Source organism: Streptomyces sp. CNQ329 (assembly GCF_000482585.1).
In genome coordinates, this window is the sequence record NZ_AXVU01000028.1 from 55117 (window position 1) to 67547 (window position 12431).

At 75.2% G+C, this 12431-nt stretch carries 12 protein-coding genes; 8 read left to right on the top strand and 4 right to left on the bottom strand.

The window, feature by feature from the left end:
* Positions 1-308: 308 nt before the first annotated feature.
* On the top strand, positions 309-1097 hold the full coding sequence (locus I003_RS0119635; protein WP_027773066.1) for a ferritin-like fold-containing protein: 789 nt from the start codon (positions 309-311) through the stop codon (positions 1095-1097).
* Positions 1098-1166: 69 nt separating this feature from the next.
* Here I003_RS0119635 and I003_RS0119640 read toward each other — a convergent pair whose 3' ends face one another.
* The 4 genes from I003_RS0119640 to I003_RS0119655 form a co-directional block, all read right to left on the bottom strand.
* Positions 1167-1439, bottom strand: coding sequence for a hypothetical protein (locus I003_RS0119640; RefSeq protein ID WP_486584295.1), 273 nt, complete (start codon positions 1437-1439; stop codon positions 1167-1169).
* Positions 1440-1599: 160 nt separating this feature from the next.
* Positions 1600-1827, bottom strand: a complete 228-nt coding sequence (locus I003_RS0119645) for a DUF3107 domain-containing protein (RefSeq protein WP_027773068.1) — start codon at positions 1825-1827, stop codon at positions 1600-1602.
* A 125-nt stretch (positions 1828-1952) separates the two neighbouring features.
* Complete coding sequence (locus tag I003_RS0119650) at positions 1953-2594, bottom strand: TetR/AcrR family transcriptional regulator (protein ID WP_027773069.1); 642 nt, start codon at positions 2592-2594, stop codon at positions 1953-1955.
* Between the two features lie 162 nt (positions 2595-2756).
* Positions 2757-2984, bottom strand: a complete 228-nt coding sequence (locus tag I003_RS0119655; protein ID WP_027773070.1) for a hypothetical protein — start codon at positions 2982-2984, stop codon at positions 2757-2759.
* A gap of 273 nt (positions 2985-3257) precedes the next feature.
* On the opposite strand from I003_RS0119655, the gene I003_RS0119660 reads away from it, so the two are divergent.
* From I003_RS0119660 to moeZ, 7 genes are all read left to right on the top strand, one after another.
* Positions 3258-4151, top strand: a complete 894-nt coding sequence (locus tag I003_RS0119660; RefSeq protein WP_027773071.1) for an alpha/beta hydrolase — start codon at positions 3258-3260, stop codon at positions 4149-4151.
* A gap of 278 nt (positions 4152-4429) precedes the next feature.
* Positions 4430-5842, top strand: a complete 1413-nt coding sequence (locus tag I003_RS0119665; protein ID WP_027773072.1) for a DUF3152 domain-containing protein — start codon at positions 4430-4432, stop codon at positions 5840-5842.
* Between the two features lie 152 nt (positions 5843-5994).
* Positions 5995-7662 carry a DUF3492 domain-containing protein gene (locus I003_RS0119670; RefSeq protein ID WP_037721206.1) on the top strand — a complete coding sequence of 556 codons (1668 nt, stop codon included), beginning with the start codon at positions 5995-5997 and terminating at the stop codon, positions 7660-7662.
* A gap of 470 nt (positions 7663-8132) precedes the next feature.
* Positions 8133-9269 carry a hypothetical protein gene (locus tag I003_RS0119675; protein WP_486584296.1) on the top strand — a complete coding sequence of 379 codons (1137 nt, stop codon included), beginning with the start codon at positions 8133-8135 and terminating at the stop codon, positions 9267-9269.
* A complete protein-coding gene (locus tag I003_RS0119680; RefSeq protein ID WP_027773075.1) occupies positions 9266-10333 on the top strand; it encodes an SDR family oxidoreductase in 1068 nt (355 codons plus the stop codon). Before I003_RS0119675 ends, I003_RS0119680 begins: the two co-directional genes overlap by 4 nt.
* The gene (locus I003_RS0119685; protein ID WP_027773076.1) at positions 10321-11130 is read left to right on the top strand and encodes a spherulation-specific family 4 protein; all 810 of its coding nucleotides are present in this window, start codon (positions 10321-10323) and stop codon (positions 11128-11130) included. Before I003_RS0119680 ends, I003_RS0119685 begins: the two co-directional genes overlap by 13 nt.
* A 61-nt stretch (positions 11131-11191) precedes the next feature.
* Positions 11192-12370: an adenylyltransferase/sulfurtransferase MoeZ gene (gene moeZ, locus I003_RS0119690; protein WP_027773077.1), complete on the top strand. Its 1179-nt coding sequence runs from the start codon at positions 11192-11194 to the stop codon at positions 12368-12370.
* The last annotated feature ends 61 nt before the right edge of the window (positions 12371-12431 follow it).

Below are 12431 nucleotides of genomic sequence, written 5' to 3' on the forward strand. Positions count from 1 at the left end.
CTTCTTCCGTCACTCGCGCGCTCCAGCCGCGAGGGTTCCCTCCGGCGGTGTGCGTACGGCGGGACAGGCCGCACGGGCTCCGCTGAGAGCGGTCGGGGTCGGAGCCGATCGGGCCACCGACCGGGCATCCTTCAGGACATGCTTCCCATGCGCCTCGGGGCTCACGCCCGGGGTATGGGGGACCCGCCGTGACCGGCGGGTGCTATACCACTCTACCTAAAATCGTGCAGCCGTGTTGTGCGATGTCTCATAGTGCAGGGGCTGACCAGGCTCTTCCCAGGTCCCTGCCGGCCGCTATATTCCGCTCCATGGACACTCCCTCTGCCGACGAGGCCGCCCCCCGGGACACCGACGACACCGACGACACCAAGGACACCGGGGACACCGGAGACGCCGCCGCATCCGGCGTAGCCGCCGAGGGCTGGGCACAGGCCGCCGCCGACCCGCGGTACCGGGCCGCGGTCGTGGACCTGCTCGGCGCCCTCGCCTACGGCGAGCTGGCCGCCTTCGAGCGGCTGGCGGAGGACGCGAAGCTGGCCCCCGGCGTCGAGGACAAGGCGGAGCTGGCGGCGATGGCCGCCGCCGAGTTCCACCACTTCGAGCGGCTGCGGGACCGGCTGGCCGAGATCGACGAGGACCCGGCGCGGGCGATGGAGCCGTTCGCCACCGCGCTGAACGAGTTCCACCGCCAGACCGCGCCGTCCGACTGGCTGGAGGGGCTGGTCAAGGCGTACGTCGGCGACTCGATCGCCAGCGACTTCTACCGCGAGGTGGCGGTCCGGCTGGACTCCGACACCCGGGGTCTGGTGCTGGGGGTGCTGGACGACACCGGGCACGCCACCTTCGCCGTCGGCAAGGTCCGCAGCGCGATCGAGGCCGACCCGCGGGTGGGCGGCCGGCTGGCACTGTGGGCACGGCGGCTGATGGGGGAGGCGCTGAGCCAGGCCCAGCGGGTGGTGGCGGAGCGGGACGCGCTGTCGATGATGCTCGTCGGCGGGGTCGCCGACGGGTTCGACCTGGCGGAGGTGGGGCGGATGTTCTCCCGTATCACCGAAGCGCACACCAAGCGGATGGCGGCGCTGGGGCTCTCGGCATAGCGCGGCGCCCGGGCCGGCCGGCCGGGCGCGCGTACCTGCTCGTGGTTCGGGAGTGCCTCCGCGGGCGGCTCAGCGCACCGGGCGGCCCGCCAGATACGCCGCCGCGGGGCGGCTCCGCTCCTGGTTCTTGACCAGCAGCGACAGCATCGCCGCCGCGAACGCTCCGGCGACCGGCAGGACGATGGGGAGGTTCCCCGAGCCCAGCACGGTGTGGGCCAGGGCCGCGCCGAGCACGGCGGCCCCCGGTCCGGTGGCCAGCGTGAGGTTCCGGTGCCGGAACCGGTCCGGATAGCGGGAGAGTGCGGCCAGCGCAATCGCCAGGCCGATGACTGCGGAACACACGGCTGTCAGGATCATCTCGCGCCCGCCCTTCGTTGGGCCCCCACGGCTGGGGCGAATCGGACGCTCCGGGTCTACCCGCATGGATCCGCGGGCAAACGACGGCCCCCCGGTGTCGGACACCGGGGGGCCGGACGAGCGGGGAGAGCGGGAAAATCCGCCCTCAGAGGGCGCCGAAACCCACCTTGCGCGCGGTCGGGGCACCGATCTCCACGTAGGCGATGCGGCTTGACGGCACGAGGATCTTCCGGCCGCGGTCGTCGACCAGGGTCAGCACCTCCGAGTTGCCGTCGAGCGCGTCCGCCACCGCGCTCTCGATCTCTTCGGCGGACTGCCCGCTCTCCAGGCTGATCTCACGGGGGGCGTGCTGCACGCCGATCTTGACCTCCACGGCCTGATCCCTTTCGGTCAGTTGGATGTACGTGTGCACACTAACCCGGCGTGCACACCCCGCGGGACCGATGCCTGCACGCCCGCAGCGAACACCGCGGCGGGACGGTCACGGAGGGGCCGGTCCTACGGCTGGTCCGGGCCGCCGTGCATGGGGAACCCGGCGATGCCGCGCCAGGAGAGCGAGGCGATCAGCCGGGCGGCGGCGTCCCGCGGGATGGACTGGCCGGAGCCCAGCCAGTACCGCGCGGTGATCTGCGCCATCCCGCACAGCCCCACCGCCAGCAGCATCGCCTGCTCGACCGGCAGGTCGGTGTCCTCGGCGATGACCTCGCTGACCGCCTGCGCGCAGTCCAGGCTGACCTTGTCGACGCGCTCGCGCACCGCGGGCTCGTTGGTCAGATCGGATTCGAAGACCAGCCGGAAGGCGCCGCCCTCGTCCTCGACGAAGGCGAAGTACGCGTCCATCGTGGCCGCGACGCGCTGCTTGTTGTCCGACGTGGACGCGAGCGCCGCGCGCACTGCCTTGAGCAGCGCCTCGCAGTGCTGGTCGAGCAGGGCGAGGTAGAGCTCCAGCTTGCCGGGGAAGTGCTGGTAGAGCACCGGCTTGCTGACGCCGGCGCGGTCCGCGATGTCGTCCATGGCGGCGGAGTGGTACCCCTGGGCGACGAAGACCTCCTGGGCCGCGCCGAGGAGCTGGTTGCGGCGCGCGCGGCGGGGAAGCCGCGTACTGCGTGGACGCGTCTCGGCCTGCTCCATGGCTGTCACTGCGCCTCCTGGTTCCTCAGGTGATCGCCCCCGGGACGCCGGGCCTGTCCGGCGGGCCGACCGCAGGTGCCATCGTACGTGCGGGTAATCGTCCGGCGCTCCGTCGCTGCGCGAAATTTCATCGCCCCCGACCTCGGCCGAACCGGGGCAATACCGAGCACGTCACCGGTATTCGTCCTCGTTCTCCTCGACGATACGGGCCTGCTCGGCGGCGTCCGCGGGGTCCACCTCGGCGCCGCGGCTCTCCCGCGGGGTGACCTCCTCGTCGTGCTGCTCCACCTCCGTGTGCTGCTCAGCGGCGTCGGCCTCCGGGGTCTCGACGCCCGGCCGCCCGGGGGTGCGGCGGGCGGGCTCGTCGAAGGTGTCCGGATCCTGCGGGTCGACGGTCATGGCATCGTCCCCCTCTCCGCGTCGTTCGCCGCCCGGACTTCGGGCACGGTTTCGGATGTTGTCCTCCATACGAGCGTAGGAGAGGCCGCTTTCGCCCGCGAGGCGGCTTGTGAGCGCGAACACATGAACCACAGCGTGACTGTCTCGTAACATTGCCCCATGCCGTCGACAGAGCCCTCTCTGGCGGGCGACGAAGCAACCCCGGCGACAGGCCCGCCGGGGACCGTGCCCCCCGCTCCCACCGGAGGCGGGGGCGGTGCCACGCGACGGCGGGTGACGCTTCCGGGGCTCACCCTCGCCGTCCGCGAGCATCCGCCGGCACGCGCGGGACTGCCGCCCGCGGTGTACGTGCACGGGCTCGGCGGCTCCGCGCTGAACTGGGCCGGCCTCGGCCCCCTGCTCGCCGGCCGCGTCGACGCCGGCGCCCTCGACCTCCCCGGCTTCGGCGACTCCCCGCCCCCCGACGACGGCGACTACTCCCTCTCCGGCCACGCCCGCGCCGTCATCCGCTACCTCGACGCCGGCGACCGCGGGCCCGTCCATCTCGTCGGCAACTCGCTGGGCGGCACCATCGTCACCCGCGTCGCGGCCCTCCGCCCCGATCTGGTGCGCACCCTCACCCTCGTCTCCCCGGCCCTGCCCGAGCTGCGCCCGCAGCGCACCGCGATGCCCACGGCGCTGCTGGCCGTGCCCGGCGTCACCGCGCTCTTCGCCCGGCTCACCCGGGACTGGACCGCGGAGCAGCGCACCCGCGCGGTGCTGGGCCTCTGCTACGGCGACCCCCGCAGGGTCAGCCCGGAGGGCTTCGCCGAGCACGCGCGCGAGTACGCCCGACGCATGAGGCTGCCGTACCACTGGGACGCCATGGGGCGTTCCGCGCGGGGGGTCGTCGGCGCGTACACCCTGGGCGGGCAGCATTCGCTGTGGCGGCTGGCGGAGCGGGTGCTGGCGCCTACGCTGCTGATCTACGGCTGCCGCGACCAACTCGTATCGTTCAGGATGGCGCGGCGGGCGAAGACGGCATTCCGCAACTCGCGGCTGCTGGCCCTGCCGGCGGCGGGGCACGTGGCCATGATGGAGTACCCGGAAATGGTGGCCAGGGCGTTCACCGAGCTGTTGGACGAGTACGAGACAGGGGCAGCCGACGCGAGCCCCGGCAGGAGCTGACGCACACGGTGGGCAGGCACAGCGCGGCCGGCAAGGGCAAGAAGCAGGCGCGAAAGGGCGGCGGGACCGGACAGGAGTCCGGGGCGCGTCCGCCGCTGCCGCGACGCGGTGACACGGGTCCGATCCCGCGTATCAGCGACACCGGCCCGATCCCGCGGGTGACGGATACGGGTCCGGTGCCGCGGGTGCCGGGGGGTGCGCGGACGGTCACGGGGACGGGCGAGATGCCGCGTTTCGGTGATACGGGTCCGGCGCCGCGGCACGGCGGGACGGGTCCGGTGCCGCGGGTCACGGACACGGGCCCGACGCCCCGGGTGACCGATACGGGTCCGCTGCCGCGGGTCCGCGGAACGGGCCCGGTGCCGCGGGTCACGGACACCGGCCCGGTGCCCCGGGTGACCGACACCGGGTCGATGCGGCGCGTCGCCGGCCCCGGGGGACCGCCCTCCGGGCACGGCATGCCCCGCCCGCCCCGTACGTCCCGCACGGCGCCCATGGCCCCGATGGACGACACCGGCGAGCACCCCCTCGGCCACCCCGAGCACCGGGAGCCCGGCGGCGGGTGGGGCTCGCCGCCGTACGAGCAGCCCGTGCGCGGGCTCGGTACCGCCACCGTCGCGGCCACGCCCACGCCCGTACGACAGGAGTACCTCGACGCCTTCGACGGGCCCGGGCCCGGCCGCACCGCCGATCCCGCCGAGCGCCCTCGCGGCGACGTGCCCGGACCGGCTCCCGCCGCGGACGACCAGGGGTGGCCGCCCGGCGGCGACGGCGACGGACCGCCCGACGACTTCGCCGCCGCCCTGCAGTCCACCGGCGGCGGCCACCGCCGCCGGCAGCGCCCGGCCAACCGCGGCCGGGTCGTCACCGGCGTCGCCGCCGCGTTCGTGACGTGCGCGCTCGCCGCCGCGATCGCCGGCCAGGTCTCCGACGGCCGCGCCAAACGCGCGGACGCCGCCGCCGCCGACGCGCGCAAGCAGCGCGGCGCCGCCGACGGCTCCGCCTCCCGCTCCGGCGACCGCGACGACCCGGCGGGCTCGGGCGACCGGGCCGGCCCGGGCGCCGGCCGGAACGCGCAGGCCGCCCCCGCCACGTACGGCGAGAAGATGGCGGCCACCTACCCCCTCAGCCGCAGCCTCACCGGTTCCGGCAAGCTCACCGCGGTCCCCGGCGGCGACAAGGCGCCCGGCCGGGGCCAGGTCGTCGCGTACCGCGTGGACGTCGAGGAGGGACTACCGCTGGACGGCGAGCTGTTCGCGTCCGCGGTGCACAAGACGCTCAACGACGAGCGCAGTTGGGGCGGCCAGGGCGACCGCACCTTCGAGCGCGTGGGACCCGGCGAGGAGTCCGCGTTCGTCATCACCCTGGCCAGCCCGGGGACCACGGACGAGTGGTGTGCCAAGTCGGGCCTCGACACCAGCGACCAGGACGTGTCCTGCGACTCCGCGGCCACCGAGCGCGTGATGATCAACGCCTTCCGGTGGGCACAGGGTTCGAAGACCTACGGCGACGACATCCACGCGTACCGGCGGATGCTCATCAACCACGAGGTCGGCCACCGGCTCGGGAACGGGCACGTCGGATGCGAGCGGGACGGCGCGCTCGCACCGGTGATGATGCAGCAGACGAAGTACCTGTCGACGGACGGCGTCACCTGCAAGCCCAACCCCTGGCCGTTCCCGCGCGACTGACCTCGGAGGCCGGCGTCGGGGGTCAAAACGCCCCAGACCCCGAATAGTCACGGGTATTCACCCTTTCCGGTGGTGCGACGGACAACCGTCCATCACTGCCCCTCTGCGTGCGTACCGTCCTCCCACCGGATGGAGCCACAGCAGTTTCGGGGGTGTTCGCGTTGCGCATCGGCCTTCTCGCGGAGGGCGGATTCCCGTTTGCCGCGGACGAGCCGCCGGGGTGGTGCGACCGGCTCGTACGCGGGCTTGCCCACCATGAGTTCGACGTTTTCGCGTGCGCACCGGACGCGGCGCAGGAGGCGTCGGGGCTCGTGCCGCTGCCGCCGCAGGTGCGCCGGGTGCACGTCGCGTCGCTGTGGCGCCCGGCGCCGGGCGAACGCCGCTACGGGCGCGCCGACCGGTGCCGCTTCGCCGCGCACTTCACGGAGCTGGCCTGCGCGCTTGCCGCCGGGGGCGACGGGGGGAGGTCCGGGCAGGACCGTTTCGCTTCCGCGCTGTACGGGCTGGCGGAGCTGGCCAGGGACGCGGGCGGGCCGGGGCGTGCGCTGCGCGCGGAGCAGGCGGTGCGGATCCTGGAGCGGGCCTGCCGGGCGCCGGGCGCACTCGCGGTGGTGCGGGGGGCGCGCGTCTCGGAGTTGCTGGCGGTGGCGGCGCATCTGGACCGGGTGCTGCGGCCGCTGGGGGCGGGGTGGTACGGGGAGGACGGCCCGGGGCTGGCGGACGCCGACCTGTGCCACGCGCTGTCCGGCGGCCCCGCGGTGCTGCCGGGGCTGCTGGCGCGGCGGTTCTTCGGCACGCCGCTGCTGGTGACGGAGTACGGGGTGCGGCTGCGGCGGCACTACCTGGAGAGCGGCCGGGGGGCGTACGCCGGCGGGCCCGTGTCCGTACGGGCGCTGACGGCGGCCTTCCACCGCCGGCTGGCGGCCGAGGCGTACGACAAGGCGGAGCTCGTCACCCCGGGCAACGCGCACGCCCGGCGCTGGGCGCTGCGGCTGGGCGCGGAGACGAGCAGGCTGCGCACGGTGTACCCGGGCATGGACGAGGCGCGTTTCGTGGCGGCGGGGGACTCGGCGGCCGACGGGGAGGGCGGCGGGACCCTGGTCTGGGCCGGCCGGATGGAGCCCGCGGGCGACCTCGTCTCCCTGCTGCACGCGTTCGCGGAGATCCGCGGGGCGGAGCCGGCCGCCCGCCTCGTCGTGGCCGAGACCGGCCCGCCCGCCGCCGCCCACGCGGGCTACCGGGACCGCTGCCGTGCCCTGGCGGCCCGGCTCTTCCCCGGCGGAGCCGCCGACATGCACGCGGGGGGCGCCGGCCCGGTGTCGTTCGCGGAGGTCGGCGACCCGGAGCTGCCGGACCGGGCGGCGGCGTACGCGGCGGGCGGGGTCACGGTGTCCTCCAGCGTCGTGGCGGGCTTCCCGGTCGGCCTGGTCGAGGCGATGTTCTGCGGCCGGGCGACGGTGTCGACCGACGTGGGCGCCGTCCGGGAGGTCATCGGCGGCACGGGGCTCGTGGTCCCGCCCCGGAACCCGCGGGCGCTGGCCGATGCCTGCCTGGCGCTGCTCCGCGACCCGGCCCGCCGGGCGCGCCTGGGCGCGGTCGCGCGGGCGCGGGCGGTGGAGCTGTTCACGGCGGAGCAGAACGTGGCGGCGTTCGGGCGGATCTACCTGGAGCTGGCCGCACGCGGCCGGGCGCCCACCCCGGCGACCGCCGCCGCGCCGCATCCGTTCGCGCACCCGCCGGAGGCACACCTGGCGGCTGCGCCGGCACCGGACCGGGCGGCCCCGGGGGCACGGCCCACGTGGGAGAGGGCCGGCCGATGACAGACGGTCCGAGAGCGGCCTCGGGGCCGCGGACGCACTCACCCGGGCCGGAAGCGGGCGAGCCGGCCGCGCCGACCCCCGCCGAAGACCTGGCGGAAGCCCTGGAGGAAGCTTTCGGCCCGCAGCCGGCTCCTCCCGGCGTAACGTCACTCCACCCCCCGCCGGACGCGGCGGACCCGGTGGGGCGCGATACGGCGCCACCCGCCGGATCCGGGGCAGGACCCCCCGCCGCCGCTCCGCGGCCGGACGCGGGAACCGACGGGGCACCGGAGCCCGCGGGGCCGGAGACGGCACCGCCTGCCGCAGGCCCGGCGGCGGCCTCCGGCGGCTCCGCCCCGCGGTTCGGCGAAGACGCCGCGGCGGCCACCGGTCCTTCCGGCCCGCGCCCCGGCTCCGGATCCCCGTCGTCCGCGGCTCCGGCCGGCACCGCGGCTCCGGCCGCACGGCCGCGGCGCGGGTCCGCCGATCCCGTGCGCGGGCTCATGTACCGGCACCGGGAGCTGTGCCGGCGGGCCGTCGACCCGCTGGAGATCGCCGCCGGGCTGGAGGCGCACGGCGTCACCGACCGGACCGCCGTGCGGTACCGGCACCGGAACGTGTTCTCCCTCGCCGAGGAGATGTACGTACGGACCCGCCGGCCCGGCACCGAACCTCCGCCGCCCGCCGGCCCCCGTGTCCCTCTCGCACCCCTCGCCCCTCTCGCGCACCTCCTCCCGCTCGGCGGCGGGCTGCTCGTGCTCGTCGCCGCCGGGCTGCACGGCACCGCGCAGGCCGCCCTGACCGCGGGGGGCGTCGCCTGGGCCGTGGTCGCGCTGGTGCTCGGGTTGCAGCGGGGGCCCCTGCGGGCCGGAGCGGGGCTGCCCGCCGGGGCCGGGCTCGCCGTGGGGTGGCTGCTGGCGTATGCGGTGTACGGGGACTGGCTTCTCGGCGAGTTGCTCGGCGGCGCCACCGGCGTCACCCGCGCGCCCGTCGTGCCCTACGCCACCGCCGCCGCCCTCGCCGCGCTCACCGCCGCCGTGCTGCCCGCCGCGGCCGTCGCGCGGTGGTTCGCCGCGCGCGCCCGCGGCAGCCTGCGGGACAGCCGGGATCTCGCCGAGTTCCGCGCCCGCGTCCGCCTGCTGCCCGTCGCGGCCGTCGCCGCGGTGCTGACCGTCCTCGTCGCGTTGCAGCTCGGCGCCGTGGCCGCGGACCGTCTCCTCGCGGGCCCGGCGCATCAGCCCGCCGCCCCCGGCGCCCCCGTCGCCGCCTGCGCGCTCGGCACCCTGCTCTTCCTCGCCCGGCTGCTCGCCGTGCACGGCTTCCCCCGGGCCGCCGCGTACGGCGTCGCCGCCGCCTGCGCCGCGCAGGTCACGGCGCTGCTGCTGGTCCTGGCCGCCCGGGTCCCCGGGCTGGCCGCGCTCGGCCGTCCGGTCGAACTGCTGGTCGCCGGCTCCGCCGGCTTCCGTATGGCCGCCGTGCCTGCGGTCGCCTGCGGCGTCGCCGCGCTCGCGCTGCTGGCGTACGCCGGCGGCGTACTCACCCGAGCCTCAGCTCATCGCAAGGAGCACAACGAGATGACCGCACCACCACTGCCCACGCCCTCCTCGAACCACGGGGGTGCGCGATGAGGGTGTTGCTCATCGGCGGCACCGGCTTCGTCGGCCGCTACGTCGCCGACCGCCTGCTCGCCGACCCCGCCGTCCAGCTCACCGCGCTCGGCCGCGGCGACGACGCCGACGTGCGGTTCGACCTGTCGTCCGGCAGCCCCGGCGCGCTGACCCGGTTCCTCGACGCCGTGCACCCGGGCGTCGTCGTCAACTGCGCCGGTACCACCCGCGGCGGCGCCCGCGACCTGACCCGGCACAACACCGTCGCCGTCGCCACCCTCTGCGAGGCGATGCGGCGCAGCAGTTGCTCGGCGCGGCTGGTGCACGTCGGCTGCGCCTCGGAGTACGGGCCCTCGCCGGCCGGCTCGTCGACGGCCGAGGACGCACTGCCGCGTCCCGGCGGCCCGTACGGGGTGAGCAAGCTGGCCGCGACCGAGCTGGTGCTCGGCTCCGGTCTGGACGCGATCGTGCTGCGGGTCTTCTCGCCCGCGGGCCCCGGCACCCCGGCGGGCTCCCCGCTCGGCCGGCTGGCGGAGGCGCTGCGGCGGGCGATGCAGCAGGGCGACGGCGAGCTGAAGCTCGGCGGGCTCGGCGCGCAGCGCGACTTCGTGGACGTACGGGACGTGGCGCGGGCGGTGCACGCCGCGTCGCTGTCGGCCGCGCAGGGGGTGGTGAACATCGGCGGCGGGCGCGCGGTGCGGCTGCGGGACGCGGCGGTGGCGCTGGCGCGGATCGCGGGATACGGCGGCCAGTTGCACGAGTACGACACGACACCGGCCGGCCGGATCCCGCAGCCCGCGGGCGCCGGCCACGGCCTCGGGCACGGCGGACACGGCCCGGGTCACGGGCCGGGCCACGGCTTGGGGCACGGCCCGGGACACGGCCACGGACACGGCCACGGGACGAACGGCGGCCCCGGCACGGAACCGGCGGCCGTCACCGCGGCGTATCCGTATCCGGACGGGTGCGGGGCCTGGCAGCAGGCGGACATCAGGACGGCGCGGGACCGCCTCGGCTGGCGGCCCCGGATCGGAATCGAGGAGAGCCTTGCGGATATCTGGATGGAGGCGGCATGCCGCATCTGAGAGCTGACGGGACCGGCAGACCGGTCCCGGCCGCGGTGCTGCGTGACCTGCGCGGTGCCCTGCCCGCGCCCGCGGGCGGGTGGCAGCCCCCGCCGCAGCCGGCCGAGACGCCCCTCCGCCTCGCCGTCCCCGGCTACGCGCACCCCCTCGTCGCCCCCGTCGAGTGGGGGGAGCTGACCCGGCCCGCCGCGGCCGGCGCCGTCCACTGGACGGTGCTCGACGTCGCCGGCGGGCCCGGCGTCCGACCGGATCCGCACTGCCTGGAGGCGGCGGGCCGGCTGAAGTCGGCGCGGGTGCGCACCCTCGGCCGGCTCGATCTGCGCCACGGCCGGCGCCCTTTCGGCGAGCTGATCACGGACGCCCACCGGTTCCTGGAGTGGTACCGGGTCGACGGTTTCTACCTCGGCGGCTGCCCCGCCGACCGCGACCGGTTGCCGGAGGTCCGGCGCGTCACGACGACCCTCGGCGCGCTCTCCCCGCGCACCCACGTCGTCCTCGGCATCGGCACCCACCCGTACCCCGGCTACGCCGAGGCCGCCGACCAGCTCGTCACCTTCGCGGGCCCGTGGGCGGACTACCGCTGGTCGCAGGTCGCCGAATGGACCGCGGAGCAGCCCGCCGAGCGGTTCTGCCACCTGGTCCACGGCGTACCGCCGACCCATCTGGACGAGGCTCTGCGGGTCGCCCGCTGGCAGGGCGCGGCCTCGGTGTTCCTTACCGACCGGCCCGGATGGGAGGCGCTGCCCGGCTACTGGGACGACCTCGTCTCGCGTCTCGGACAGGGTGTCTCGGAATGAGAAGGTGCGTGGCAGTGTTACGGGAAGACCCACTGTGCTCTCACACGCTTACGGAGTCCCCGTGTCGTTGCCACCGCTGGTCGAGCCCGCCCCCGAGCTCTCCGTCGACGAGGTCTGCAGGTACTCACGCCACCTGATCATCCCGGACGTCGGGATGTCCGGTCAGAAGCGGCTGAAGAACGCCAAGGTGCTCTGTGTGGGCGCGGGCGGTCTCGGCTCCCCCGCGCTGATGTACCTGGCCGCGGCGGGTGTGGGCACGCTCGGCATCGTCGAGTTCGACGAGGTCGACGAGTCGAACCTGCAGCGCCAGATCATCCACAGCCAGGCGGACATCGGCCGTTCCAAGGCCGAGTCCGCCCGCGACACGGTGCTGGGCATCAACCCGTACGTGACGGTGCAGCTCCACCAGGAGCGGCTGGACTCCTCCAACGTGATGGAGATGTTCGCGCAGTACGACCTGATCGTGGACGGCACGGACAACTTCGCCACCCGCTACCTCGTCAACGACGCCTGTGTGCTGCTCGGCAAGCCGTACGTGTGGGGCTCCATCTACCGCTTCGACGGCCAGGCGTCGGTCTTCTGGGCCGAGCACGGACCGTGCTACCGCTGCCTGTACCCCGAGCCCCCGCCGCCCGGCATGGTGCCGAGCTGCGCCGAGGGCGGCGTGCTGGGCGTGCTCTGCGCGTCGATCGGGTCGATCCAGGTCAACGAGGCCATCAAGCTGCTCGCCGGCATCGGCGACCCGCTGGTCGGCCGGCTGATGATCTACGACGCCCTGGAGATGCAGTACCGCCAGGTCAAGGTCCGCAAGGATCCCGACTGCGCGGTCTGCGGCGAGAACCCGACCGTCACCGAGCTGATCGACTACGAGGCGTTCTGCGGCGTCGTCTCCGACGAGGCCCAGGAGGCCGCGGCCGGCTCGACGATCACTCCGAAGCAGCTCAAGGAGTGGATCGACGACGGCGAGAACATCGACATCATCGACGTCCGGGAGCCCAACGAGTACGAGATCGTCTCGATCCCCGGCGCCCGGCTCGTGCCGAAGGACGAGTTCCTGATGGGCAACGCCCTGGAGGGGCTGCCTCAGGACAAGAAGATCGTCTTGCATTGCAAGACGGGTGTCCGGTCCGCGGAAGTCCTGGCGGTGCTGAAGTCTGCGGGCTTCGCGGACGCGGTGCACGTGGGCGGCGGCGTGGTCGGCTGGGTGAACCAGATCGAGCCGGAGAAGCCCGTCTACTGACGTACGGCGCAGGACGCGGTGTGCCGCCGCCGGCGAGTATCCGGCGGCGGCACACGCATGT